27 protein-coding genes are annotated in these 25,280 nt (G+C 39.1%); 10 read left to right on the forward strand and 17 right to left on the reverse strand.

Going from position 1 to position 25,280, the window contains the following annotated elements; translation table 11 throughout:
* Positions 1–12 precede the first annotated feature (12 nt).
* The 6 genes from rpmF to ACOMC3_RS09725 all read left to right on the forward strand — a co-directional run bounded on the left by rpmF (position 13) and on the right by ACOMC3_RS09725 (position 5,174).
* Positions 13–204: a 50S ribosomal protein L32 gene (rpmF, locus tag ACOMC3_RS09700; RefSeq protein ID WP_089356102.1), complete on the forward strand. Its 192-nt coding sequence runs from the start codon at positions 13–15 to the stop codon at positions 202–204.
* Between the two features lie 11 nt (positions 205–215).
* A complete protein-coding gene (locus tag ACOMC3_RS09705) occupies positions 216–1,214 on the forward strand; it encodes a beta-ketoacyl-ACP synthase III (RefSeq protein WP_420315683.1) in 999 nt (332 codons plus the stop codon).
* A gap of 19 nt (positions 1,215–1,233) precedes the next feature.
* Entirely contained in the window at positions 1,234–1,797 is a 564-nt protein-coding gene (gene efp, locus ACOMC3_RS09710; RefSeq protein WP_420315684.1) for an elongation factor P, read from the forward strand.
* A 66-nt stretch (positions 1,798–1,863) separates the two neighbouring features.
* Positions 1,864–2,343: an acetyl-CoA carboxylase biotin carboxyl carrier protein gene (accB, locus tag ACOMC3_RS09715; protein ID WP_420315685.1), complete on the forward strand. Its 480-nt coding sequence runs from the start codon at positions 1,864–1,866 to the stop codon at positions 2,341–2,343.
* 11 nt (positions 2,344–2,354) lie between these two features.
* Positions 2,355–3,701, forward strand: coding sequence for an acetyl-CoA carboxylase biotin carboxylase subunit (gene accC, locus ACOMC3_RS09720; RefSeq protein WP_420315686.1), 1,347 nt, complete (start codon positions 2,355–2,357; stop codon positions 3,699–3,701).
* A gap of 207 nt (positions 3,702–3,908) precedes the next feature.
* Complete coding sequence (locus tag ACOMC3_RS09725) at positions 3,909–5,174, forward strand: phosphatidylserine decarboxylase (protein WP_420315687.1); 1,266 nt, start codon at positions 3,909–3,911, stop codon at positions 5,172–5,174.
* Between the two features lie 61 nt (positions 5,175–5,235).
* On the opposite strand, the gene ACOMC3_RS09730 is transcribed toward ACOMC3_RS09725, so the two are convergent.
* A complete protein-coding gene (locus tag ACOMC3_RS09730; protein WP_420315688.1) occupies positions 5,236–5,796 on the reverse strand; it encodes a DUF3109 family protein in 561 nt (186 codons plus the stop codon).
* Positions 5,797–5,909: 113 nt separating this feature from the next.
* Here ACOMC3_RS09730 and ACOMC3_RS09735 point away from each other — a divergent pair, with 113 nt between their 5' ends.
* Positions 5,910–6,479: a YceI family protein gene (locus ACOMC3_RS09735; protein ID WP_420315689.1), complete on the forward strand. Its 570-nt coding sequence runs from the start codon at positions 5,910–5,912 to the stop codon at positions 6,477–6,479.
* Between the two features lie 312 nt (positions 6,480–6,791).
* Here ACOMC3_RS09735 and thiL read toward each other — a convergent pair whose 3' ends face one another.
* Entirely contained in the window at positions 6,792–7,823 is a 1,032-nt protein-coding gene (gene thiL / locus ACOMC3_RS09740; protein WP_420315690.1) for a thiamine-phosphate kinase, read from the reverse strand.
* 93 nt (positions 7,824–7,916) lie between these two features.
* Complete coding sequence (gene mce, locus ACOMC3_RS09745; protein ID WP_420315691.1) at positions 7,917–8,321, reverse strand: methylmalonyl-CoA epimerase; 405 nt, start codon at positions 8,319–8,321, stop codon at positions 7,917–7,919.
* 80 nt (positions 8,322–8,401) lie between these two features.
* Between mce and ACOMC3_RS09750 the strand changes: the two genes are divergently transcribed.
* From ACOMC3_RS09750 to ACOMC3_RS09760, 3 genes are read left to right on the forward strand one after another with little or no spacing between them, the layout of a single operon-like run.
* Complete coding sequence (locus ACOMC3_RS09750) at positions 8,402–8,809, forward strand: hypothetical protein (protein ID WP_420315692.1); 408 nt, start codon at positions 8,402–8,404, stop codon at positions 8,807–8,809.
* Entirely contained in the window at positions 8,809–9,135 is a 327-nt protein-coding gene (locus tag ACOMC3_RS09755; RefSeq protein WP_420315693.1) for a HesB/IscA family protein, read from the forward strand. Before ACOMC3_RS09750 ends, ACOMC3_RS09755 begins: the two co-directional genes overlap by 1 nt.
* 30 nt (positions 9,136–9,165) lie before the next feature.
* Positions 9,166–9,699 carry a hypothetical protein gene (locus ACOMC3_RS09760; RefSeq protein WP_420315694.1) on the forward strand — a complete coding sequence of 178 codons (534 nt, stop codon included), beginning with the start codon at positions 9,166–9,168 and terminating at the stop codon, positions 9,697–9,699.
* A gap of 2 nt (positions 9,700–9,701) precedes the next feature.
* Here the strand turns inward: ACOMC3_RS09760 and ACOMC3_RS09765 are convergent, their stop codons facing one another.
* From ACOMC3_RS09765 to ACOMC3_RS09830, 14 genes are all read right to left on the reverse strand, one after another.
* Positions 9,702–10,106 (reverse strand): hypothetical protein, encoded by a 405-nt coding sequence (locus ACOMC3_RS09765; protein ID WP_420315695.1) that lies wholly within the window; start codon positions 10,104–10,106, stop codon positions 9,702–9,704.
* A 36-nt stretch (positions 10,107–10,142) separates the two neighbouring features.
* On the reverse strand, positions 10,143–12,029 hold the full coding sequence (locus ACOMC3_RS09770; RefSeq protein ID WP_420315696.1) for an amidophosphoribosyltransferase: 1,887 nt from the start codon (positions 12,027–12,029) through the stop codon (positions 10,143–10,145).
* Positions 12,022–13,449 carry an NADH-quinone oxidoreductase subunit N gene (locus ACOMC3_RS09775; RefSeq protein WP_420315697.1) on the reverse strand — a complete coding sequence of 476 codons (1,428 nt, stop codon included), beginning with the start codon at positions 13,447–13,449 and terminating at the stop codon, positions 12,022–12,024. The genes ACOMC3_RS09770 and ACOMC3_RS09775 overlap by 8 nt, the downstream gene beginning before the upstream one ends.
* Entirely contained in the window at positions 13,446–15,029 is a 1,584-nt protein-coding gene (locus ACOMC3_RS09780; RefSeq protein ID WP_420315698.1) for a complex I subunit 4 family protein, read from the reverse strand. Before ACOMC3_RS09780 ends, ACOMC3_RS09775 begins: the two co-directional genes overlap by 4 nt.
* A gap of 6 nt (positions 15,030–15,035) precedes the next feature.
* On the reverse strand, positions 15,036–16,895 hold the full coding sequence (locus ACOMC3_RS09785) for an NADH-quinone oxidoreductase subunit L (RefSeq protein WP_420315699.1): 1,860 nt from the start codon (positions 16,893–16,895) through the stop codon (positions 15,036–15,038).
* An 8-nt stretch (positions 16,896–16,903) separates the two neighbouring features.
* The gene (gene nuoK / locus ACOMC3_RS09790) at positions 16,904–17,218 is read right to left on the reverse strand and encodes an NADH-quinone oxidoreductase subunit NuoK (RefSeq protein ID WP_420315700.1); all 315 of its coding nucleotides are present in this window, start codon (positions 17,216–17,218) and stop codon (positions 16,904–16,906) included.
* The gene (locus tag ACOMC3_RS09795; protein WP_420315701.1) at positions 17,211–17,702 is read right to left on the reverse strand and encodes an NADH-quinone oxidoreductase subunit J; all 492 of its coding nucleotides are present in this window, start codon (positions 17,700–17,702) and stop codon (positions 17,211–17,213) included. Before ACOMC3_RS09795 ends, nuoK begins: the two co-directional genes overlap by 8 nt.
* Positions 17,702–18,352, reverse strand: a complete 651-nt coding sequence (locus ACOMC3_RS09800; RefSeq protein WP_420315702.1) for a 4Fe-4S dicluster domain-containing protein — start codon at positions 18,350–18,352, stop codon at positions 17,702–17,704. Before ACOMC3_RS09800 ends, ACOMC3_RS09795 begins: the two co-directional genes overlap by 1 nt.
* Before the next feature lie 3 nt (positions 18,353–18,355).
* Positions 18,356–19,333, reverse strand: coding sequence for an NADH-quinone oxidoreductase subunit NuoH (gene nuoH / locus ACOMC3_RS09805; protein WP_420315703.1), 978 nt, complete (start codon positions 19,331–19,333; stop codon positions 18,356–18,358).
* 19 nt (positions 19,334–19,352) lie between these two features.
* Positions 19,353–22,115, reverse strand: a complete 2,763-nt coding sequence (locus ACOMC3_RS09810) for a T9SS type A sorting domain-containing protein (protein ID WP_420315704.1) — start codon at positions 22,113–22,115, stop codon at positions 19,353–19,355.
* The gene (locus ACOMC3_RS09815) at positions 22,100–22,588 is read right to left on the reverse strand and encodes a hypothetical protein (protein ID WP_420315705.1); all 489 of its coding nucleotides are present in this window, start codon (positions 22,586–22,588) and stop codon (positions 22,100–22,102) included. The genes ACOMC3_RS09810 and ACOMC3_RS09815 overlap by 16 nt, the downstream gene beginning before the upstream one ends.
* A gap of 9 nt (positions 22,589–22,597) precedes the next feature.
* On the reverse strand, positions 22,598–23,422 hold the full coding sequence (murI, locus tag ACOMC3_RS09820; protein WP_420315706.1) for a glutamate racemase: 825 nt from the start codon (positions 23,420–23,422) through the stop codon (positions 22,598–22,600).
* A gap of 74 nt (positions 23,423–23,496) precedes the next feature.
* A complete protein-coding gene (locus ACOMC3_RS09825; protein ID WP_420315707.1) occupies positions 23,497–23,673 on the reverse strand; it encodes a hypothetical protein in 177 nt (58 codons plus the stop codon).
* A 137-nt stretch (positions 23,674–23,810) separates the two neighbouring features.
* Positions 23,811–25,184 carry a cystathionine beta-synthase gene (locus ACOMC3_RS09830; RefSeq protein WP_420315708.1) on the reverse strand — a complete coding sequence of 458 codons (1,374 nt, stop codon included), beginning with the start codon at positions 25,182–25,184 and terminating at the stop codon, positions 23,811–23,813.
* Between the last annotated feature and the right edge of the window lie 96 nt (positions 25,185–25,280).

Here is a 25,280-nt window from a genome sequence, read left to right on the forward strand (position 1 = left end):
TAGAGAAAGAAGATGGCGCATCCAAAACGAAAGATTTCGAAAACCAGAAGAGACAAGAGAAGAACGCATTACAAAGCAACTCCAAAAAGCTTCGTAATCTGTCCTACTACAGGTGAAGCTCACCTTCCACACAGGGCTTTCTGGCATGAAGGCAAACTTTACTACAAAGGTAAAGTAGTGATGGAAAAAGAAGTTTTAGCTTAAGCTAATTTCAGATGCCTAAAATTCAAGCAGCCATTACAGGCGTTCACGGATACGTTCCTGAGGACGTACTCACCAACAAAGACCTTGAAAAGATAGTGGATACCAACGATGAGTGGATCACTTCACGAACGGGCATCAAAAAGAGACATATTTTAAAAGGTGAGAATCAGGGGACCTCAGTGATGGCCATAAAAGCTGTTGAGGGGCTACTTGAAAAAACCAATACAAAAGCAGAAGAAATTGATCTGGTAATTTGTGCTACCACAACACCAGATCTTGTTTTTCCTGCTACCGCTAATATCATCTCCAATAAAATTGGAGCAGTAAATGCTTTTGGATATGACGTTCAGGCGGCATGTTCCGGATTCCTTTACGCATTAGTCACTGGCTCACAATTCATTGAGACAGGTAAATACAAAAAAGTAGTAGTTATTGGTGCTGACAAAATGTCTTCTATCATTGACTACACGGATAGAGCTACATGCATCATATTTGGTGATGGAGCTGGGGCTGTTATGCTAGAGCCTACAGAAGAAGAATTTGGAATCAAAGATTCGATTCTTAAATCAGATGGTTCTGGTGAGCCATTCCTTCATATGAAAGCCGGTGGCAGCAGACGCCCTGCATCTGAAGAAACAGTGAAAAACAGGGAGCACTTTGCATATCAAGAGGGTTCTACGGTTTTCAAGTTTGCAGTTAAAAACATGGCCGATGTAGCCGCTCAGGTAATGGAGCGAAACAATCTGACTTCTGATGATGTGTCTTACCTTGTTCCTCATCAGGCGAATAAGAGAATCATTGACGCCACGGCCAATCGAATGGGTGTTGGAGAAGATAAAGTGATGCTAAACATTCAGGAATATGGTAACACAACCAGCGGCACTATTCCTCTATGCTTATTTGATTACGAGAGCAAATTAAAAAAGGGAGACAACTTAATATTGGCTGCCTTTGGTGGCGGTTTTACCTGGGGAGCAATCTGGGTGAAATGGGCATACGATCCTAAATAACTAACCAAATAATAATTTCATGGCAACTACATCAGACATCAAAAACGGATTGGTGATAGAATTTAACCACGATCTGTTTAGTGTTGTAGAATTTCAACATGTGAAACCAGGTAAAGGTCCAGCGTTTGTGAGAACCAAACTCAAAAGCATTACAACCGGCAAAGTCATTGACAATACATTTTCTGCTGGTCATAAAATCACTACGGCGCGTGTGGAAAGAAGGCCTTATCAATTCCTTTACAAAGACGATATGGGCTATCACTGCATGGATACCAATACCTACGAGCAAATAGCTGTTCAGGAGTCTTTAATTAATGCTCCTAAATTCTTAAAAGATGGTCAGGAAGTAGATATTCTATTTCATGCTGAAGAGGAGAAAATTTTAGGCTGTGAGTTACCACAACATGTGATCATGACTGTCACACAGGCTGATCCTGGAGTAAAAGGCAATACCGCAACAAATGCCACAAAAAATGCTGTAGTTGAGACAGGGGCTACTATTCAGGTACCTATGTTCATTGAGCAAGATGAAGTGATAAAAATCAACACCGTTGATGGATCATATGTCGAGCGTGTAAAATAATATGTGCTCGTACGAGAGAAATTTTATTACCTTAGTTCTTAAGATTTTTTAATCAACAATTAACCTATGAAGGCGAAAGAAATTCAAGAATTAATCAGTTTCCTTTCTGAATCTGGATTGGAAGAAGTAAATATTGAGACCGATGATATCAAGGTGAGCATCAAGCGAAGTGCAGAGCAACAAATAGTTGCAGCAGCTCCTGCTGTTCAGGCAGCTCCAGCTCCTGCAGCAACTCCAGCTCCACAGGCAGCACCTGCTCCTGCTCCCGCAGCTGATGGAGGTGGCGATACAACTTCCGGTGGGAACCTGGTTGAGATCAAGTCTCCAATGATTGGAACATTCTATCGATCCGCTAATCCAGAATCACCTGCATTTGTTGAAGTGGGTAGCTCTGTAAAAGTTGGTGATACAGTTTGTATTATCGAAGCAATGAAATTATTCAATGAGATTGAATCTGAAGTGTCTGGAAAAATCGTGAAAGTATTGGTTGATAATGCTCAGCCAGTAGAGTACGATCAGCCACTATTCCTTGTTGAACCTGCATAAACATGCCAAATATGTTTAATAAGATATTAATTGCCAATAGAGGTGAGATTGCTCTTCGCATTATTCGTACGTGTAAGGAGATGGGCATCAAGACGGTGGCAGTTTATTCGAAAGCCGATGCTGAAAGTTTGCATGTACGATTTGCTGATGAGGCCGTTTGTATTGGACCTGCTGCTAGTAAGGACTCATATTTAAAGATTCCTAACATCATAGCAGCTGCAGAAGTAACCAATGCAGATGCAATCCACCCGGGATATGGGTTCTTATCTGAGAATGCTGAATTTTCACGTGTATGTGCCGAAAACAACATCAAGTTCATTGGGGCAAGTGAGGAGATGATCAGTAAAATGGGTGATAAAGCAACAGCTAAAGCCACCATGATTGCTGCTGGTGTTCCCGTTGTACCAGGATCTGAAGGGTTGCTTGAATCCGCTGAACAAGGCATGAGTCTCGCAAAAGAGATTGGCTACCCGGTGATGATCAAAGCGACCGCTGGTGGTGGTGGCAAAGGGATGCGACTGATCAAGGAAGAGAAGGAATTCAAAAAAGCCTGGGACAGTGCACGTCAGGAAGCTGCGGCATCTTTCGGCAATGACGGGATGTACATGGAGAAATTTGTGGAAGAACCGCGTCATATTGAAATACAAATTGTTGGAGACAGTAATGGTAAAGCATGCCATCTCTCCGAACGAGACTGTTCCATTCAGAGAAGGCACCAGAAACTTATCGAAGAGACCCCATCCCCTATCGTATCTCAGGAATTGAGAGAGAAAATGGGTGCTGCTGCCATTAAAGGAGCAGAAGCCATCAAATACGAAGGAGCTGGTACGGTGGAATTCCTTGTAGACAAGCACGGAGACTTCTTCTTTATGGAGATGAATACTCGTATTCAGGTGGAGCATCCAATCACTGAGGAGGTAACGGATTATGACTTGATCAAAGAGCAGATCAAAGTTGCTGCCGGAGAGCCAATCTCAGGTCGAAACTACTATCCGCAGTTGCACTCGATTGAAGTACGAATAAATGCGGAAGATCCTGCGAATGGTTTCCGTCCTAGTCCTGGGAAGATCACAAACCTTCACTTCCCTGGTGGTCATGGAGTGAGAATTGATAGCCATGTGTACGCAGGCTATACCATTCCACCTTTCTATGACTCTATGATCGGTAAGTTGATTGTGAGTGCGCAGACAAGAGAAGAGGCGATCATTAAAATGAAGCGTGCTTTGGAGGAGACGGTGATCGAGGGGATTAAAACCACGATTCCATTCCATCTTGCAATGATGGATGACAAGGCATTTAGATCCGGGAAGTTTACGACCAAGTATTTAGACACCTGGGATTTTAGTGTGCTGAAATAATTGGTTGGGTGGAAGAACCTACCCCTCCCAGGAGGGGAATTGAAAACCCTCATCGGAAAACAGTGAGGGTTTTTTATTTCTTTAAATCTGCGATAGAGAATCTAAAGCATCTCAACTCTGATTGATACTAGATAATTATGTGCAAAAAGAACTTCACCATTATACTTGCTCTTAGCTATCTTTAGAGTTATTACCAATCCTATAAACATGAGATCACTACGCTTCTTACTTTCGGTTATTCTCTTTATTATCATTACTTTCTCTTGTACAACTCCGGATGAAGAAATTCAATATGGGGAAGCCACTCAAGAACTTATTGCACTTTTAGATAGTGACGTTGAATTGAAAGGACTTGTTGAATCATCTTTAGCTAGGGCAAAAGCAATTAACTCTGATCCTAACACCAACCCTGCCCAAAACCTTGAGGAATATTATCGTTTTGTCTCGTGGGCAGAAACGACGGTACCATGGGCTTTACTTAAAAAAGAGGAATACCCGGAAATCTTTGATCATATCTTTCAGGGATTATGTACCTTTTATTTCCTGATCGATCAACCATTACCAGAGTTGGAAGGAAAAGGATTAGTGAATAACTCCTTGCAATACTATGGTCCATTTGCTGAATGGCTGGTCACATTCAGTAAATCATGGGGTAGCTATCTCGATACAGAAGATTCGTGGAATGAATCGTATTACGAAATGGCTCTTAATGATCCGAATTTCGGATTACAAAATGGCTGGTATGAAGATCCATCCAATTGGAATACGTTCAATGATTTCTTTGCACGTTATCTTAAATCACCCGATATGCGTCCTGTCGCTAGTCCTGAGGCAGACTCCATTGTAGCATCATTTGCCGATTCTGAACCACAAGGTGTTTGGGCGATTGATAGCAGCTCCATGCTTGTAGATAAGGATGGGATTTTGGTAAAATCTGCAAGACTAAGATCCATTGTAAATCTGATAGGCGAAGACAGTGAATATAAGGATGCATTTGCAAATGGAACGTTTACTCATTCTTTCCTAAATGTCAATGACTACCACAGATACCACTTTCCCATGGGTGGAACCATCAAAGAAGCACGAATAATACAAGGAATCAATCCAACTGGAGGAGAACTATCGTGGGACAATGAAAGTAATCAATATGTATTTAACCCTACCGCCAAAACCGGCTGGCAGACTGTTGAAACCAGAGGATGTGTCATCCTTGAAACTGAAAATTATGGACTTGTCGCACTCCTACCTATAGGCATGGTGGTTGTTGGATCAGTAAATTTCGAATCAAATGTCGTTCCGGGAGCGAAAGTTAAGAAAGGTGACATGCTTGGACATTTTGCATTTGGCGGATCTGATTTTATCATGATCTTTCAGGAAGGTGTTCAATTCACTTTAGATGCACCGATGAAAGAAGATGGCAGTTCTTACATGCATCTTTTGATGGGAGAACGATTGGGAATACTTTCTAAATAAGTTCCTTAAAAAGTATACCCTCAAAAAACATCGTCTTCATTTCCTTACTTTAGGTCGGGTTTTATTTTTCGACCTTCTCAACCAACTCCTCGTACCAGTCCGTTCCGTATTTTCGGATCAATGCCTCCTTTAGGAATTTATAAACTGGAACTTTCAGTTCTTTGCCCAGATCACAGGCTGGTGAGCAGATTTGCCAACGATCGTAATTCAGTGCCTCAAAATCGGGCAGTTTAGCTACTCGAATCGGATATAAGTGACAAGAAATCGGTTTCTTCCAATTAGTCTTACCTTCCTTATGTGCCTGTTCAATGCTACACTTCAAGATTTTGTTTTCATCATAGAAGGCGAATGCACATTCCTTTCCGTTTATGGTGGTAGTGGACAGGTCACCATCCTCATCCAGCAAGTAGCCCCCCTCCTTTTCCAGTACCGCAATTGCTTCATCTGTGAGGTAAGGTTTTACTAAATTTATCACCTTATCAATTTCATCCAATTCTTCCTCAAGCAGTGGTGCTCCCAGGTCGCCTTCCACACAGCAGGCTCCTTTACATTTAGTCAAATCACAAACAAAAGCTTCTTCAATCACATCATCAGAAACCAGCGTCTTCCCTACCTCAATCATGTTTTCTATTTTTTTTCAAAATTATGGAAACAATATTGAACTTAAATCGTTTCAAGCTTGTACATTATATGTATATACATTTATTTTGAAGAGAACATTAAACACACAAAACCATGATTAAAGCATTTATCATTTTCGCAGCATTACTTAGCGGTGAAGCTAAGGAAATGAAGGTAAATACAACAGAGAGTGTAATTACCTGGACAGGAAAAAAAGTTGTAGGTAAAAGTCATACAGGAACCTTAAAATTAAAAGAAGGTGCCTTGCAGATGGATGACAATAAATTGACTGGTGGTTCATTTGTAATCGATATGACTACTCTTGAAGACACTGATCTTTCGGGAGAGTGGAAAGCTAAACTAGAAGGACACTTAAAGTCTGACGATTTCTTTGGCGTTGAAACATTCCCAACAGCAAATTTTGTAATTACTGAAGCAAAAAGCACTGGTAATAACACATATGATATCACAGGAGAAGTAACGATTAAGGGAAAAACCGAGACAATATCATTCCCGGCTACCATCAAAGAAGCAGGTGGTAATTATGAAGCTATGGCAGATCTAAGCTTTGACAGGTCAAAATTTGATGTTAGATATGGATCAGATTCCTTCTTTGATAACCTTGGCGACAATGTAATTGAAGATAAAATTGACCTTTCGGTAAAACTAATTGTAGGAAAGTAAGTTATTAAGAATAGTAGTAGTAGTGATTAGGTGATTGGGCCGTCTGGAGCTTTTCCAACGGCCCTTTTTTTTATACACGATTTTAAATTCATTATGCAACATATTAAAGTTTTGATCAGCAATTTTTGCGCTCAGTCATCAACTGATTTATTCATGAATTTCAATAGTCGTTTGAAAACGCATCCATTTACTTTGTCATACAACAAAGACGATAAAGAATGGAGAGTTTATAAGGGTGACGTGCTCTTATTTCTTGGCAATAAAAAGAATTGTCAACAATTCATTAAAGAGAGGCAAGTAGATTATGAAAATTCAAAAATGCCTCCATCCCTGGGCCTGTAGTTCTACCACATTCTGGCTCCTGGTTACAAATGTTTTCCCTTTGCTTTTAGCCTGCATGTATCCAATCGTATGGATATCCGAATGGTTTTTAATCTTTTCAAAGTCATCCTGACCAATCGTAAATAGAAGCTCATAGTCTTCTCCTCCATTCATCGCACAAGAGTTTGGATCAATGCTAAATTCAGCTGCTGTTTCATAAGCTTGTTTCTCTATCGGGAGTTTGTCTTCATAGATCGCTACGCCTAAGCCAGATTGTTTGCAAATATGAAACACCTCAGATGCTAAACCATCCGACACATCAATCATTGATGTTGGTTGAACACCTAAATCCCTGAATTCATGTATGATATCCATTCGAGCTCTTGGCCTTAATTGCCTACCCACGACATAATCATACTTTTCTAATTTGGGCTGCATATCAGGATTTGCCACGTATTCCTGTTTCTCCCGCTCTAATACCTGTAGGCCTACAAATGCTCCTCCCAGATCGCCGGTCACACATAGAATATCATTTTCCATCGCTCCATTTCTATAGACAATTTTATCTCTGTCTACTTCGCCAAGCGTAGTTACTGATATCACCAAACCAGAGGCTGATGAAGTAGTATCACCACCCACCAAATCGACATTATATTCATCACATGCTGCTTTTATCCCCTCATATATCGCCTCAACAGCTTCAACAGAAAATCGATTGCTTAAACCCAAGCTGACAGTAATTTGAGTTGGTGTCCCATTCATAGCTGCAATATCAGATACGTTTACAGCTACCGCCTTATAACCCAGGTGAGGCAATGGCATGTATGAAAGGTCAAAATGAACTCCTTCTAATAGCATGTCTGTGGTAGTGAGGAGATATTTATCTCCAAGATCAAATACGGCTGTATCATCTCCTATCCCTTTTACAGTCTTTTTATTTTTTGGCTCAAACTTTTCAGCTATTCGATCAATCAGACCAAATTCACCAATCTCGCCTATTTCTGTACGCTTTTCTTCACTCATTCTATTTTTATCTAACCGCAGAGAGAACTGAGAACTTCTCAAAGAGCTCAGAGATCTCCGCGAAAAAACTCTGTGTTCTTTGTGGTGAAAAAGTTATTTAATTTCCTGACACAACTCTACCAATACACCATTGGCTGATTTGGGATGAACAAAGCATACTAACTTATTGTCTGCTCCCTTAAACACATCCGGTCGAGTAAACTGAAATCCTTCTTCCTGAAGACGCTTTAGTTCATAATGAATATCCTCCACCTCAAATGCGATATGATGAATGCCTTCCCCTCTCTTCTCGATGAATTTGGCAATTGCACTGTTCTTATCGGACGCACTTAAAAACTCAATTTTAGTTTGACCAACCTTGAAAAAGGAAGTATCCACCTGCTCCGTTTCTACGGACTCCATTTTATAAGGAGGTTCACCAAACAATTTGGTATAAATTTCATTTACACCTTTTAAATCCTTGACAGCAATACCAATATGCTCTACGTTTTTCCACATAAACTCAATCAATTAAGTAATTTTGCAAAAATGCAGGAACTTTCAGTCGATCTGAAAAGTTTACCGATTAATTAAAGGAAATGGAGCTACGATCTGACATTCACGTAGAGTCTGCTAAGATTCAAAATGAGATAAAAAACTTCCTGGGACTGAGGAGTGATGAGGTAATCTTTGAGTTTGCCAACAATGATGGTAAAACAAAATTGGATTTGATCACCATTAATCCCAGGCATAATCAGTCTTTCTTGTTCAAGTCCATAATTGGATTTGATAAGACAGATGTTTTGCATAAAATGCTGGATTATGTCCGTACCCATAAAGACAAGGAAAGCTCATTTACAATCCAGTGGATGACCAAAGGGATGAATGAATTGCAGACTTCTTATTTCCGCGCAAAAAACATGTATGACGCCATGGACAAATTGTACTACGGAAGAGATATGAATAACCTGACAGTATTTAGTATTGTTTTAAACCCAGTAGCCTGATGATAAGTGTGACAGATAAAGCGAGAGAAGAGATTGTTACCCTTCTTGGTAACGAAGGAAAGTCCTTGGATCATAACATCCGAGTCAGTGTCAAAGGTGGGGGTTGTTCAGGACTCATGTATGACCTTTCTTTTGATCCTGAAGTTCAAGCTTCCGATGAAGTCTTTGAAGATAAAGGCGTCAAAATTCTCGTCGATAAAAAAAGTCTGCTCTATTTGCTTGGCACCACTCTTGATTTCTCTGATGGACTAAATGGAAAAGGATTTCAATTCGTCAATCCAAACGCATCCCGAACCTGTGGATGTGGAGAAAGCTTCTCTGTATAACATATTCTTAGATGTAGCTATTTTAGCTGCATGAAAGAATGGTCCTCCGATCGATGGGTAGGTGTAGTAGCGATTTTAGCATCACTAGGTACACTTTTTGTAATTGTCTATCAAACAAATCTATTCCGGAAACAGCAGTATGCATCTGTGTTACCGTATCTGGAAATATGGAATTCATCTAACGATGACACTTACAAATTAATTCTTATCAATAATGGCATAGGTCCGGCATTTATTGAAGAAGTTAAGCTGATTTACAAAGACAGTGTGCTTCAAATGGACCCTGCGGACTTTGCTCAAGAGGTTATCAAGAAAGAGGATTCGTTGACGAGATTCGGATATTCCAATATCAGCAAAGGCCGGCTTGTTCCTGCAGGAAATCAGATCAATCTTGTTCAATCTATAGACGATAGTCTTAATGCAGCTATACTCTGGTCATGGTTTTCCGGAAGTGACACAACCCGATTAGCGTATCCTGAAATAGAAATTCAATACAGCTCAGTATACGGAGAACAATGGATTGTCAAGAAATATGGGACAGACCTGCCTATAAAAGTAGAATAGTACTATTCTGGTTTTGAGTTTGAGGATCTCACATTGGTCCTTTTGTTCAGTCCTTCATTCTTTAAGGGTTCATATTGAGAATCAACGAACCTGGCATGGTCATGATAAACCAAAATGGGCGTTCTAAGCATTTTCAAATTGGAAGATAAGTAATCCAGAAAATCATGTGTATCTAAATCCATTACCCCACTAATCTGTAGTTCAAAGTCAGAACTTATAAGATCCTTTACTTGAACATTCAGTCTTTTTGTCAAACTTAAAAGTTGTAATTGAGTCAATTGTTCTTTTTGAATATCAAACTCTTTGATTTTAAAATTCTTTAAACATGTGGCATGCGCAAGAATTTCTCGTTGCTGCAGGTCTGCAGAATCATAAATGAATAGAATTTCGTTTTCATTCACCTTCATATCACATAAAGTGATTTAATGGTGAAATTGTTTTAGCTAATAAGCCCGAACTTCAATTCCCTTCATGAAATTAATGAAGGCTTTATTTACCACCTTATTCCCTCCGGAAGTAGGATAATCACCAGTGAAATACCAATCACCCAGGTGATTTGGACAGGCTTTGTGTAAATTCTGCACGGTTTGGTAAACCACCTCAACCTCTGCTTTCATATCTTTTGGTTGAACTATCTCTGTGATTTTTTCAGATATTTCTTCATCAGAAAACTGCTCATACAACCCATTTACATGATTCGATGGGTATTCTTCAGATTGGCTTGCCAAACATTTATCAAAAACTACGTCCAGTAATTCTTCCTTATTGCGATCCTTTAAAAGCTCAAGTACGGCACGAAAAGCAAGAAAATCTTTCATCTTACTCATGTCAATGCCATAACAATCTGGAAATCTTATTTGAGGAGCGGAAGAAACGATCACAATTTTTTTAGGCTCGAGTCGGTCTAATAATGTCAGAATACTTTTCTCAAGTGTTGTTCCTCGAACGATGCTATCATCAATTATCACGAGGGTATCTGTATGCTTATTGATCACCTCATAGGTGGTATCATATACATGAGATACTAGCTCATCTCTACTGCTATCATCAGTGATGAATGTCCTCAGTTTGGCATCTTTTAAGACGAGCTTTTCAACTCTCGGTTGGAAATTGAGCATTTCCTCAATGGAATCAGCGGAAGGTTTCCCCTCCAAAATCACTTCTTTTCTCTTAGCAATCAGATATTGCTCCATACCTCGCATTAATCCAAGGAATGAAGTCTCTGCGGTATTGGGTATGTAAGAAAAGACAGTGTTTTTAAGATCGAAGTTGATAGCTTTTAACACTTGAGGGACTAATAGCTCCCCAAGTTTTTTTCTCTCATTGTAGATATCAGGGTCTGTACCTCTGGAAAAGTAGATGCGTTCGAAGGAGCAAGATTTTCTCTCGATTGGCTCTATGAATTGCTTTTGTTCATAACTACCATCTTTGGAGATAATCAACGCATTGCCAGGTTTGATTTCCTGAATATCAGAGTACTCACATCCAAACGCAGTTTTAATCGCCTGCTTTTCCGAGGTTACTACCACAACTTCATCGTCAGCATAAAAATAGGCTGGTCTAATTCCGGCAGGATCCCGAGCAACAAATGAAGCGCCATATCCGATAATGCCTGCCATCGCATAACCACCGTCAAAATCACGACACGAACGATGAAGTACTCGTTGCAGGTCTATCTCCTCTTCAATTTTGTAGGTAATTTCTTCGTTAGACAAAGTGTCATTGTATTTATCAAAGATTCGCTGATTTTCCTCGTCAAGGAAATGACCGATCTTTTCCATTACGGTCACCGTGTCTACTTTATCTTTTGGAAACTGTCCAAGACCTACCAGAATATTGAAGAGCTCTTCAACGTTGGTCATGTTGAAGTTTCCAGCCATGACCAAATTTCTACTTCGCCAGTTATTCTGCCTTAAAAATGGGTGACAGTTTTCAATGCTATTTTTTCCATGGGTGCCATACCTCAAATGCCCTAACCATGACTCACCAGTGAAAGCATAATTTTCTTTTAACCACTGAGCATTAGTTACATCCCCTACTGGATCTTTCTTTGCCTTATAGTATTTCTTACTAATCTTCCCGAAAATTTCCTCAATCGGATTTGAGTTGATTGTTCGGTATCTGGAAATGTATCTTAGTCCGGGTGGTAAATCAATCTTGATACTTGCCACACCTACTCCATCTTGTCCCCGATTACTTTGCTTTTTCATAAGCAAGTACATCTTTTTGGCTGCATAGGCAGGCGAGCCGTATTTGTCAATATAATATTGGAGGGGTTTCCTGAGGCGGAGGTGGGCTATACCACATTCGTGTTTTATTGGGTCACTCATGGACGTTATTAAGCAAGTGTTGTGCTTCCATTACCAACTGTGGTGCAAAGAACAACAATAACAAGACAATACAGAAAAGAGTTGCCAATATTTTCGTTGAGTTTTTGAAATTGATCGAGTGAATATCTAAAGATTTACTCAAAAAGATCTGTTTTGGAATTTGGAGATAAAAGAACAACGAACCAACAGTCGCAAGTACTGCAACCACTAAATACCCTAGAAAATAGGAATGAGTACTGATGGTATAGTTCTCCCAAAGGCTGGTAAAAAGAACAAATTTAGCAGTAAACCCAGCCATTGGAGGTATTCCGACCAATGAAACCAAGATGATCGTCAAAGCGATACCAGGCCATATGAGCTTACTTGTTTTGCCATATTCATCAATCCTATAAATGCCTTGTTTTTCATAGGAATCCAAAATAAAGAATACCCCTAAGTTCATGATCGCATACACAACCGAATAGTACCAAAACGAATCAACCACATCTGAAATTAAAGCAAATGGCAATAGGAAACCTGAATGAGCTATTGCGCCAAAACTTATCATTCTTCGGGCATTTTGCTGTCTTAATGCACCAAGAGTTCCAAGGATAATTGTCAGCATTCCAAGTGATAGAACTAGTTTAAATATCCAATGACCGTCTGCGAAAATCCCACTTTCAAATAATCGCATCAGTAACAAAAGACCTGAAAGCTTTGGAACAATGGACATGATAGCCGCAGCATCAGCAGGGGCCGCCTGATAGGTAGCTGGGACCCATATGTGAGAAGGCGCCAAAGAAATTTTGAAGAACACTCCTACTAACAGCAAAACAAAACCTACTTGTGGCAATAAAAGCTCGAATGTTTGAACATCCCATTCTGATAAAGAGAAAGTCCCTGTCGTCCCATAAATCAATCCCAATCCGAATAGCATCATGGCTGAGCTTATAGCTCCAAAAAGCAAATATTTTATTCCCGCTTCAAAACCTATTTTTTTAAAGGAGAAGTTTGTGAGAATGTAGGATGATAAAGAAGCCAACTCAATTCCAAGATAGATGATCAATAAGCTATTGGCCTTCATCATGAACATGCTTCCTACAAGAAGTGCAATAATGAAGAAATAGAACTCAGCTAAATGCTTGATTGATCTTTGGAAGATGATGATCAAAAATGTCATCACCAGAAAAAGTGATCCAAAAAGTATTGAGGGTTTGGAAATGGTTAAACTGCTTTCAAGGATTTCACCACTCAATGAGTTTTCGATATTCAGGTAAAATGAAAAAGCAAATACAGCTATGTAACTTCCTTTTAACAACCATTTATTTTCCTTGATCAATCCAAGGATTAATATCAGAATCGCACCAATGATTAACGTACTTTCAGTCCAAACGCCCTGAAGGTCATTAATAATGTGGGTAAGCTGATCATTTAAACTCATTGACTAAATCGGCTTACATGCTCAATAAAAAATTCAATGGTTTCATTAGAGTAATCCAACATCAACCGAGGATAAACTCCGAGTAAAATCACGAGTACGGCAAGTGGGATCAACATTAATTTTTCCATCATGGTAAGATCTATCATATGCTGCTCCCAAGCAGATTCTCTTACAAAGTATTTACCATAAAACATTCGCTGTATGGTCCATAAGAAATATCCTGCCGAAATAGCAATTCCTAATGTGGCAAGAATTCCAATAGCAAATGATATTAGTCCACTTTTAAATACTCCCATCAAAACCATGAGTTCTCCAACAAACCCTGATAATCCCGGCAGTCCTAATCCAGCAAAAAAGAAAATTGCCATGAAAAAGGTATAAACAGGCATTTTGCTTGCAAGACCACTGAAATTCTCCATCATTCTATTTCCTGTTCTATCATATATGACACCAGCAATAAGAAATAATGCAGGTGAAATAAGTCCGTGTGAAATCATATGAAACAAAGAACCTGAAAAACCTGTGGCAGTCAAAGACGCTAAACCAATCAAGACAAATCCCATATGCGAGACAGAAGAGTAAGCAACCATCCGTTTAAGGTCACGCTGAGCCAATGCGTTCAACCCCCCGTATAATATTGACAGAACGCCTATCACTGCCACCAAACCAGCATAGTCAATGGCAATGTCCGGAAAAATACCATATGCAATTCTTAGGAGTCCATAGGCTCCAACCTTAAGTAAGAGACCTGCAAGAACCACTGAAATAGGTGTTGGAGCTTCAACATGGGCATCAGGCAGCCAGGTGTGTACTGGCACAGCAGGAAGTTTTATTCCAAATCCAATGATCAGAAAAATGAAGGCTAGGACTCTCGCGGAATATCCGAAAATTAACTGAGGTGAATTTGGGTCTAGTACAGATCCTGATTCGTACATTCCATCCATCATTTTCACCAAACTAAATGTATTTGCATCACCATCAACTACACTTAAGTAGAGGCCAATCATGACAACCAGGATAAATAATGAACCTAGGAGTGTATATAGGAAAAATTTAATGGAAGCATAAGACCTGCGCTTACCTCCCCAAATTCCGATAAGAAAGAACATTGGAAGAAGCATGAACTCAAAGCACAAGTAGAATAAAAAGAAATCAAGTGCTATAAAACAGCCAATGATGCTTGAGCTTAATATCAGATAAAGAATAAAATAGCCTTTTGCTTTTTCTTGAATATTCCAGGAAGAGATAACGCCTATCAAAAGTACAAATGATGATAGAACCACCAGTGGTAAACTAATGCCATCAACTCCAATGAAGTATTGAATTTTAAGAGATCCAGACGTACCAAGAGATAAGGTTATCCAATCGGTTTGCTCCACAAACTGGAACATTCCGGACCAACTACTAGAAGTTAAAGCTTTATCAAAGCTTAGTGCTAAAATCACAGATAATACCAATTGAATGGCAACCGCTGCAAAAGAGAGTCTTCTAAATATTTTCCATCTCTCTGCGGGAATGAATAGCATAACCAGAGCCACCAATATTGGGAAAAGAAAAATGTAGGTTAGGGTGTTTTGCATACTGTGTTATAAAAACAGAATCCAACTTAAAATTAAAAGAACCCCAACCAGCAGCCATGCCAATTGGGTTTGAATGTTTATTGAGCTTAATCCAGCCAGCCTTCTTCCAATGAATCCAGATAAATACGCCACTGCATTAACTGGCCCGTCTACTACAAATCGATCAACTAATGCAATGGTTTTAGAAAAGACAACCACCCCTACACCTATGAAATGAACTACACCATCGATGACTTTTAAATCTATCCTCTGTAGCCCGTGGGCTATTTGTATCATGAACTTACCGAATAGCTCATATGAATGGGTGAGGTAAAATCCATTTGACAACATAGAGAATCGTTCGTGGTGAGTAGCATAGTTCAATGAATATGAAGATTTGGGATTAAAAAGTCCATAGGATAAAAACAATCCAGAACTAACCATCAGGACAGACAACAACGTAATAACCATACTTTCTGCATGATTGGATTGATTCGACCAAATAGCACTTAGCCAGCTTTCATGAGCAAGGGGGTTCCAGTTGTAGAAAATCCACAAGGATCCAATGGCAAGAATGATTAACGGCATTTTCAAAGCAAACCTCTCTGTGATTTTCATTGAAAACTGTGCCCTCTCCTCTCCAAAAAATACCAATAAAATCATCCGTCCTACATACAGTGCAGTAAGGAATGCTGTTATAAGTGCAATATCTGAAACAATGTATCCCCAAATTCCCTGTTGATCTGCCCACTCCCACGCTGCGAGTATTATTCCTTCCTTAGACATAAAGCCACTAAAGAATGGCAGCCCAGCGAGAGCAAATGAACAAACCAAAAACGTTTTGAAAGTCCATGGAAGTTGCTTCTTTAATCCACCCATATTTCTCATGTCCTGCCCATCAACTTTGGTCTCATGCATGAAATGAATAATCGCTCCTGCTCCTAAAAATAATCCTGCTTTGAAGAAGGCATGCGTAAATAAATGGAAAACAGATGCACTCGCACCGCCCACTCCAATACCTAAAACCATGTACCCAAGTTGTGATATCGTTGAATACGCCAAAACCTTTTTTATATCATTCTGAAACAATGCTGATAAACCTCCAAAAAGAGCAGTCAGGGCTCCAATGAAAGCAACAATTGTTAGTGCCATTGGATGTAAAAATGGAGCTACTCTAAACAGAAGATATACCCCTGCTGCTACCATTGTCGCCGCGTGAATTAAAGCAGAAACCGGAGTTGGTCCTACCATTGCTTTCGTAAGCCACCCAGAGAATGGCAATTGTGCAGATTTCCCAAAAGCACCAATAGCAATCAAAATTGATGGCAAAAACGCCCAGGTAATATTCAATTCTGAGATTTGAAGTGATCCTGATGCATTGATGAGAAGTATCCCCGCCAATAATGCTACATCAGCAATTCGGTTTACCATAAAAGCCAGCTTTGCTGAGGTCGGCACTCCCTCTCTTTGATACCAAAAGCCAATAAGCAGGTAGCTTGCCAGACCAACGAGCTCCCAAAAAACGAATAGGAGAATCAAGTGATCAGCCATTAGCAGCCCAATCATTGAAAAAGTAAAGAATCCAAGCTTAGCGTAATACCTGCCAATGCCTTTGTCTTTACTCATGTACTCGATCGAGAATATTTGAACAAGGAGTGATATCAAATAAACCACGCATATTAGGACAGCAGAGACATTATCTATCGCAAGAGCAATTTCATATTTAGGTAACCATTCTATCTGCCAGACAAAATCCGATGCACTTAATGAAAGGAAAAGCGATAAAAAAAATCCTATTCCAAGAGATAGAATTGTATATTTTTTGCTACTGGAAAGGTATGTAACCAATCCTCCAACAAGTGGTAAGAATAGGATCAATATGGTCATCAATCCTATCATCTCGTATTGCCTAGCTGATTAAGCTCATCCAGATTTGAAACTTTATACTTTCTGTAGATATTCAATAGGATGGCCAAAGCAATAGATACTTCACAAACGGTGAGAACCACCGCGAAAATTGCGAATATTTGACCCTTAAGTTGTGGGTCAAATTGTGAAAAGGCTGCCAATACAACGTTAGCTCCATTTAGCATAAGCTCCACTCCTATAAGTACAAAAATGGAATTGCGCTTAGTAAGTACAACATAGGTACCTGCAGAAAATAAAAATGCTGCCAAATAGAGGTAGTATGTCAAGAACTCTTCACTCATTTGCTGCATTTTTTGCAAGGTATGCCGCCCCAACCAATGCCACCAACAAAATGAAGGCGATCAGCTCGAATGCAACAATATGATCTGTTAAAAATGATTTGCCGATCGTTTCAATTTGATCTGTGGCAGGAACAATTTTTATTTCAAAAGGAAAGGAGGAAATCAAATAAGTAAGTCCAACAAATAATCCAATGGATAGTATCGCTCCAATGAATTGATTGCTGGAGCCAGATAATACTTTTTCACCCCGAAGACGGTTGGTCATCATCACACCAAATGCAAGCAATATAACGACTCCTCCGGCGTATAGCATGATTTGAACCACTGCCAATAATTCAGACAAAAGCAAAACGTAAATCCCTGCTATACCAATGAGCGTAAGGCAAAGTGCATAGGCTGCATGAACAATATTCCGGGTGAAAAGGATAATTATCACACCTAAAAGCACCAATAGTCCCATGAATATCTGAATAGCAATAATCATTACTTCTTTTTAGGAATTCTAGGTTTAAACACTGGTTTTGCAGTCGGCTTTTTCATTACATCCTCATCCTTATTTTCTGCAGGGAGGACCGGTTTAGCTTTAGTTTTTTGCGCTTGATGCTCTTCAAATTCTTTCTTTTTCTCAGCTATCTCAGAATCAGACATTTTACTAAAAGAAAAGTTATGATCTAGGATATCAGTTGTACTGAAATCAAATTCTTTGGTCATTGTCAAACATTCTGTAGGACATACCACCGTGCATAGGCCACAGAAACAGCACTTAGACATATCAATATCAAACTTTGCAGCGTGTATCCTCAATGGCGTACCATCAGAAGTCTTTCCGAAAACCTCGGATGATCGCACGGGTTCAATTTCGATGCAATCAACCGGACAAATCTTTGCACACTTATCACAAACTATGCAGTCATCAATCTCATTGTGAAGTTGATAACGTCCGTTATCAGGTACCGGAATTTCCTCTTTCGGATACTGGACCGTAAATGTTCCATTGGCTTTGACAAAATAGTTATCTTCTCCTACCCATTCTTTCTTGCGTTTATGTCTTGCTTGAAAGAAATATCTGATGGATAAGATCATTCCTTTTAAAGTGGTCTTCGCTCCTTCTGCTATGTTATTGAAATAACTCACTTGCTAACTTATTATCCAGAGTTTCCATAATGAACAAACAAATAACATGATAATAGCAATTGGAGTTAGATATTTCCACGAAAGACTCATCAATTGATCTACTCTAAGTCGTGGAAACGTCCACCGAATCCATATCTGAACAAAAATCAGAAGTAATGCTTTGATTAGTAACCAAAATGTTCCCCAAATGGGTCCATCTAGTATATTCGAAAAGGGTGAATTCCATCCACCAAAAAACAGTATAGCTCCCAAAATTGAAAGTAGCAGCATCATGCCATATTCCGAGAGCATAAATATCCCCCACCGGAATCCCGAATATTCGGTATGATATCCACCAATCAACTCTGACTCTGATTCAGGAAGGTCAAAAGGCGTTCTGTTGGATTCAGCTAGTCCTGAAATGAAGAAGATTATGAAAGGGATGATGAGGACAGGATACTGCAAAATATTCCAGCTAAGCATTCCATTTCCAAATTGCTGTAAACTAACCGTCTGCAGATTCAATGTGCCGGTTAGAATGATTACACAAAGTACACTCAAACCTAGTGGTACTTCATAGGAAACGATTTGTGCAACTGCTCGCATAGCCCCATAGAGGCTGTACTTGTTATTTGAAGCCCAACCAGCCATTAGAATACCAAGAACATCTAAGGAAACAATGGCTAATAAAAAAAATATACCGGATGAAATCGATGATCCGGATAATTCTCCATTAAGCGGCAGGACTGAATACCCAGTGAATACAGCCGCGAATACGATAAATGGAGCAATCAGAAATGGTACAATATCTACTGCATTTGCTCGAATATCCTCCTTCTGAAGCATCTTCAATAAATCAGCTATTGTTTGGAGAATACCCTTGGGCCCAACTTCCATCGGGCCAAGTCTATTTTGAATAAATGCAGCGGTTTTTCGCTCTGCATATACTGCAAAGACTACAAAAATCAAGAGGAAACCCAGGTAGAAGCCGAATGAAATCACACTCGAATTTACCTGCTCTTTATTGTTTCACGAAACGCTCAACCACGTTTTGATTTGATAATTGAAACTGCAGAAAGTAAATACCTGATTTTAAATCACTTACATCTAGGGAATGAGTGAATTTTCTTTCGCCGATCACACGGCCAGCCATATCTCTAATAGTCAGTATTTCAGGCAATTCATTGCTATAGTCTCCTAGCTTAATTGTCAACAGATCACTGACAGGATTTGGGGCTATTGTTAGCTTCTTCATTTCATCTATTGATAAAACGATATCAAATGGATCAGAGAATGTACCACATGAACCATTCGACACTTCAACGGTATATGCTCCAAAGGTCAAGTTATCAATACTCGAAGAAGTTTCACCAGCAAGTAAATCATCATCCAGATACCACTGTGCTGTTTGACCTTCAAGTAAGGCGACACTCAAAACACCCGCATCCTCTTCAATAACTGGTTTATCCGGATAGTCATTATCGGTTAATACTTCTACCGTTTGGGTTATGCTGTTATTCATGAAATTTCTAATACTCACCATGTATGAGCCTGGCTGAAGATTTTCAAATTCATTCTGATCACCGAATTCAGAATTATTAAAACTGTATTCATAGGGAGCAGTTCCGGCAGCCACTATAGAGACTGATCCATCAGCGACATCCGGACAGGAAGAATTGGTTACATTGATACTCTGAAAAGAGACCTCCTCCACTTCAAATGTATCTGATATTGTTCCGCAACTTCCATTTAAAATCTCTACTTCATAAGTTCCTGCCACTGGATTAGAAAAAACAGCAGAAGTAGCGTCAACATCTAATTCTCCATTTACATACCATTGCACCGTTTGATTTGCATCTATTTGAACAACTAACTCTGCATTCCCCGTTTCAATAACTGGTTTTTCTGGATAATCATTTTGAAAGGACACTTCTACCGTTCTGTTTATCTCGTTTTGATTGATATCCCGAATCAATATTTCATACTGACCTACTACCAGATTATCAAATTCATTTATTTCTGAGAATGAGCCCCCATCCAAGCTGTATTCGAACGGTCCATTTCCTGCAGCAGTTATCGTAATTGATCCATCGTCTGAATCTGGACATGATGTATTTTGAACATCAAGGCTTGAAACGGATATAGCACCAGCAGCAGCCACCGAATAATTGTCCAAATAAAGTGCATTACCCCATCCATTGATGCCCTTAAAGGCAATTTCAACTACATCCTTGTCTTCTGGAATTTCGATCAAAACAAATTCTTGTTTCCAGTCTGCAGCTGTTGGCACAAATTGAGCAGTCGTGGCAGAACTAGTCGTTTGAAGATCTGTTCCTTCTTTGAAATAGACCGTTTGCCAGGTGCTTTCGCATGAACCTTTGTAAACGACCGCTAATCCGTCGAAAAATGATTCACTATATGGAGCGTAGGCATAATCAAAGTTTAATTCAAATGACTTTTCAGTAGACGTATTTAATACTGCGAACACCAGATAGTCTTCTTGAGATTGATCCTGATAATTATAAAAATCAATATACATGGAACTTGTTCCCTCACTGCTTACGGAGGTGTTTTTCTCCCATGTCATTCCACCATCAGGGTTTAAGATTTTCTCCACAATTTCAGCTTCCTCAAAAGAGCCTGAAGTTTCTGTAATAGAAGATGTTAATTCTTCATCCACTTGAATTGCATTGCTTGCTGTTTTCGAATCAGTATTTTCTCCTGATGTAATGGTTAACTCTACACTGAAAACTCCACCTGAATTGTAAGTGATTACAGGGTTTTCATCGGATGAAGTCGCAGGAGTCCCTCCCTCAAATACCCAAGAATATGAGTCTGCATTAACAGATGTGCTTGTAAAGCTTACTTCCTGACCACTACATACAGTAGACACATCATAGGTGAAATTCACAACATAATTGGATTGTCGAAGGTAGTTTCTATTGTTCGCGTATGCATCACTCATTCTTCCATACTGACCATTAGAGAAGTTATCTCTGCATTCTTTCGTGGAGTATGACATAATGTTGGTTGGATCGGGCGTAAAAACCTCGCCATTTGCATCTGTTTCTGCTTGAGTGTATTGGCATGAGGCATCCACCTTTCCAGTAAGTCTTGGATCAGCCGCTGTATCACACAATTGGTCACCGGCAGTATCGCAATTAGCTCCAGTACCTCTTGTGACTAATTCATCAGTTAAAACAGTATTTGAAGTGCCGTGTGTATGATAAAGTGCGAAAAAATGACCTACCTCATGAGGCAAAGTAGAGCCATTCATGGTACATGTATTGTCCATTAAAATCACATCAGGCCCACCTGGAAAATAGGCATATCCACAGAAGAAACCCCCATCTCCATCACCTACACTATTTGCAAAGTATATATTGATCGTATTTTCATAGTTATTTGCTGAAGTCATCTCTCCCTCATCAGAAGTGATAAAATCAAAATATTGAGTTTGATCAATGTAGTTAATTGTCAAATAGAAAAATGATAATCCGGCGTTGCTGTAAAAGGTATTCAAATTATCTAATGCTTCATTCAATTGTGTCTCCGTTAATCCGCCCGTTCCATCATCTCTTCTAATTACATGTGCGGCGATTGCAAGAGAAGTGGTAGAAGCTGTTCTATTCGCATCAAACGCACTTCGGTTTTTACCTAAATGCTGGAATAGTTCAAGTTGTTCCTTTGTAGGTTCAGGTGTGCCGCATGCAAGCTTTTGTGCGATGAGTCCACTTGTGGTAAAAAATAAAAGTGTTGAAAGCGTAATTATCCGGGTAACCATCCTACATTAATTTTTTCAATTCGTAAATAATCTACTACAGAACCCTCAAATGTGACATCACGAAGAATGATGGTAACATTGTATGGTTCATTATTTTTTGATTTTTCTATTTCTTCATCTCTTATTAGAATTTCGACAATACCACCTGTTGCCAACTCTTCGATTATTATATCTGGCTTATCCATCATAACATCATTGCAAAGAGACTGATCAATTCGCCCTTCGTATTTCTTTCTTTTCACTTCAACAATGCTGGCTTTACCAATGCCATAACTTTGCTTAGCCCCTAATTCTACATTCGATGCATTGAATGAAATTGAGATGTATTCATTGTTGTCCTCAGAGAGTTTGTAAGCGATAAAATTACCACAACCCAGCTGTTGACCTGTGTAGGGGTGTAATGTCTTAGTAGGCTTAGAAACAGAACAACTTAGTAGGAACAAGATGATGGTGATAGGTATCGATGTTCTCATTATTGTAATTTAGTTTAATTCGTCCCAAATCGGTAATTGTGTCAAATTCACCTCATTATTAAAGAATATTTTTGTTGTTTTTTCGAATGAATGGGTGAAATCAGATACAAAAAATTGATCGGACGGATGACCTCCCTTATTTACCAATTGATTGTATTCAAGAAATGATTTAAGTGCTAATGCTACCGTCTCTGCTGAATCAATTATTCTAACTGACTTATTCAGTTGATGGTAATAATCTGCTATCTGATTTTTAATAATGGGATAATGGGTACATCCCAGAATAAGTGATTTAATCCCATCTAAATTACTGTCATTCAGATATTTAGCAATGATACTTTTACTAATTTCATCATCATATATTCCCTCTTCTATCATAGGTACCAGCAATGGTGTTGCTAAAGAGGTGAATTCAATATCCTGTTTCAGTTGATCTATTTTTTTAGCATATACTCCTCCAGTTACCGTTTGCTTAGTACCAATTAATCCAATTTTTTCATTTGAATGATTTTCTCGGATAAAATCAACTGTAGGATTTATTACATCAAAAACCTTCGCTCTTTTGCCCACATATTCTGTGACTAAATCATAAGCAGCTGAAGATGCCGAATTACATGCGATGAGGATTACCTTACATTTATTCTTAAGTAACATTTCTGCAATTCGTACTGAATATGCTTGAATAGCTGCTGTTGATTTGTCGCCATATGGTAGGTGAGCTGTATCACCAAAATATATGAGTGACTCATTGGGTAAGACCTTCTTCACAGCTCTTGCTACGGTCAGGCCTCCTATACCACTATCAAAAATACCAATGGGCTGATTTGATTTCATACGTTATAAGCCTCCAAGTTTCAAATAATAAATCACAAACAAATTCCAAAAAGCAATATGCAAAGAATCAAACCTTAACTTGATTTACTAATTATAGCAGATAATATCTTTTTCAATTCAGTTGTTTCATCAAAGTTTGTTTTAATCTCATTAGAAAATTCTTGGTCATTTGTCTCAAGTATCAATCGCAATCGAATTGATTTGGCGAATTGGAATGTTCGCTCTTCTAAATCGTATACATTATCAGACATTGAAATTTGAAATTTATTTGAAATTTGGCTCTTTGACTTTTTGGGATTTTGTGGTCAAAATAAAAAACCCCTCAGTCAATAAACCAAGGGGTTGCAAGTAAAGAGTTAAAATTTAATTTGTGCTCTTTCAAATTTAATTAATTCGTCATTGCTACCAAAAGATCACTTTGGGTAATGATATGTACCTGGTTTTTGTCGTCTCTAATCATGAGTGCTTTCTTTTCTTTACCCAGCATGGATGACATCACATCAATGGGCTCAAGTGAAGAAATGAACTGAAATGGTGCTTCCATGATATCAGAAACCGGCATCTCCTTTAATTCAGGGTTTTCTACCAATCCTTTTAGCAAAAGACTGTCGGATACACTTCCAACAAAATCATTCCCATCAACAACTGGGGCCTGATCTATTCCTTTTTGATTCATCAATTTGATGGCCTCACCTACTTTTAATGATTTGTCAATGGTTACAAGGTTCGAGGATCCATTTTTACTCATGATGATGTCCTTAGCAGTCGCAAATTTTCGATCTTCAAGGAATCCGTGATCTTTCATCCAATCATCATTATAAACCTTACCCAAATATCTGGTACCATGATCTGGCAGGATAATAACCATTACATCATCCTCTTTCAAATTTTCTTTGGCATACTCAAGTGCTCCATACACTGCAGATCCACAAGACCAGCCGATGAAGAGTCCTTCTTCCCTGGCAAGTCTTCGTGTCATGATCGCCGCATCCTTATCCGTCACCTTCACGATATGATCTACCATGTCAAAATCGACGTTCTTTGGAAGAATGTCTTCACCAATCCCTTCTGTTAAATATGGATAGATCTCCTTCTCGTCAAATTCTCCGGTTTCTTTATACTTTTTGAATACAGAGCCGTAAGAATCCAATCCAATGGTCACAACATTTGGATTTTGCTCTTTCAGATATTTTGATGTGCCGCTAATGGTTCCCCCCGTGCCCATTCCTGCAGCATAATGAGTGATCTTCCCATCTGTATCTTTCCAAATTTCAGGTCCGGTGGTCTCGTAGTGAGACATTGCATTGGCCGGATGATCGTACTGATTTGGATAGAAAGAGTTTGGAATGTCTTTCTCCAATTGCTTGGCCACTGAATAATATGATTTGGGATCGTCTGGTGCTACATTGGTAGGACAAACAACCACTTCAGCTCCCATTGCACGAAGAACATCCATTTTTTCTTTACTCTGCTTATCAGCAAGTGTGAAGATGCATTTATAACCCTTGGAGATTGCCACCAGGGCTAACCCCATTCCCGTATTACCAGAGGTTCCCTCAATGATAGTTCCTCCAGGCTTCAAAATACCTTTCTCCTCAGCATCCTCGATCATTTTTAAAGCGATTCTATCCTTGATGGAATTTCCAGGATTGAAGTATTCAACCTTAACCAAGATGGTGCCCTTAATGCCTTTATTAACACTATTTAGCTTTAAAAGTGGAGTATTTCCTATTCCCTCCGTTAAGTTATTTAAGTAGTTCATTGTATGGTTTTATCAATCAAAGTGCAAAGGTAGAGAAAAGCATTTCAACTGACTAAACGAACACTTGATCGAGCTATAATAGCCAATGAGCCAAAT

It is taken from the genome of Ekhidna sp. (assembly GCF_965212185.1).
Classification (GTDB): Bacteria; Bacteroidota; Bacteroidia; order Cytophagales; family Cyclobacteriaceae; genus Ekhidna.

Bases quoted from the DNA above. Each gene is read 5' to 3' on its own strand.
- rpmF (WP_089356102.1), top strand. From the start codon at position 13: ATGGCGCATCCAAAACGAAAGATTTCGAAAACCAGAAGAGACAAGAGA.
- ACOMC3_RS09705 (WP_420315683.1), top strand. From the start codon at position 216: ATGCCTAAAATTCAAGCAGCCATTACAGGCGTTCACGGATACGTTCCT.
- efp (WP_420315684.1), top strand. From the start codon at position 1,234: ATGGCAACTACATCAGACATCAAAAACGGATTGGTGATAGAATTTAAC.
- accB (WP_420315685.1), top strand. From the start codon at position 1,864: ATGAAGGCGAAAGAAATTCAAGAATTAATCAGTTTCCTTTCTGAATCT.
- accC (WP_420315686.1), top strand. From the start codon at position 2,355: ATGTTTAATAAGATATTAATTGCCAATAGAGGTGAGATTGCTCTTCGC.
- ACOMC3_RS09725 (WP_420315687.1), top strand. From the start codon at position 3,909: ATGAGATCACTACGCTTCTTACTTTCGGTTATTCTCTTTATTATCATT.
- ACOMC3_RS09730 (WP_420315688.1), bottom strand. From the start codon at position 5,796: ATGATTGAGGTAGGGAAGACGCTGGTTTCTGATGATGTGATTGAAGAA.
- ACOMC3_RS09735 (WP_420315689.1), top strand. From the start codon at position 5,910: ATGATTAAAGCATTTATCATTTTCGCAGCATTACTTAGCGGTGAAGCT.
- thiL (WP_420315690.1), bottom strand. From the start codon at position 7,823: ATGAGTGAAGAAAAGCGTACAGAAATAGGCGAGATTGGTGAATTTGGT.
- mce (WP_420315691.1), bottom strand. From the start codon at position 8,321: ATGTGGAAAAACGTAGAGCATATTGGTATTGCTGTCAAGGATTTAAAA.
- ACOMC3_RS09750 (WP_420315692.1), top strand. From the start codon at position 8,402: ATGGAGCTACGATCTGACATTCACGTAGAGTCTGCTAAGATTCAAAAT.
- ACOMC3_RS09755 (WP_420315693.1), top strand. From the start codon at position 8,809: ATGATAAGTGTGACAGATAAAGCGAGAGAAGAGATTGTTACCCTTCTT.
- ACOMC3_RS09760 (WP_420315694.1), top strand. From the start codon at position 9,166: ATGAAAGAATGGTCCTCCGATCGATGGGTAGGTGTAGTAGCGATTTTA.
- ACOMC3_RS09765 (WP_420315695.1), bottom strand. From the start codon at position 10,106: ATGAAGGTGAATGAAAACGAAATTCTATTCATTTATGATTCTGCAGAC.
- ACOMC3_RS09770 (WP_420315696.1), bottom strand. From the start codon at position 12,029: ATGAGTGACCCAATAAAACACGAATGTGGTATAGCCCACCTCCGCCTC.
- ACOMC3_RS09775 (WP_420315697.1), bottom strand. From the start codon at position 13,449: ATGAGTTTAAATGATCAGCTTACCCACATTATTAATGACCTTCAGGGC.
- ACOMC3_RS09780 (WP_420315698.1), bottom strand. From the start codon at position 15,029: ATGCAAAACACCCTAACCTACATTTTTCTTTTCCCAATATTGGTGGCT.
- ACOMC3_RS09785 (WP_420315699.1), bottom strand. From the start codon at position 16,895: ATGACCATATTGATCCTATTCTTACCACTTGTTGGAGGATTGGTTACA.
- nuoK (WP_420315700.1), bottom strand. From the start codon at position 17,218: ATGAGTGAAGAGTTCTTGACATACTACCTCTATTTGGCAGCATTTTTA.
- ACOMC3_RS09795 (WP_420315701.1), bottom strand. From the start codon at position 17,702: ATGATTATTGCTATTCAGATATTCATGGGACTATTGGTGCTTTTAGGT.
- ACOMC3_RS09810 (WP_420315704.1), bottom strand. From the start codon at position 22,115: ATGGTTACCCGGATAATTACGCTTTCAACACTTTTATTTTTTACCACA.
- ACOMC3_RS09815 (WP_420315705.1), bottom strand. From the start codon at position 22,588: ATGAGAACATCGATACCTATCACCATCATCTTGTTCCTACTAAGTTGT.
- murI (WP_420315706.1), bottom strand. From the start codon at position 23,422: ATGAAATCAAATCAGCCCATTGGTATTTTTGATAGTGGTATAGGAGGC.
- ACOMC3_RS09825 (WP_420315707.1), bottom strand. From the start codon at position 23,673: ATGTCTGATAATGTATACGATTTAGAAGAGCGAACATTCCAATTCGCC.
- ACOMC3_RS09830 (WP_420315708.1), bottom strand. From the start codon at position 25,184: ATGAACTACTTAAATAACTTAACGGAGGGAATAGGAAATACTCCACTT.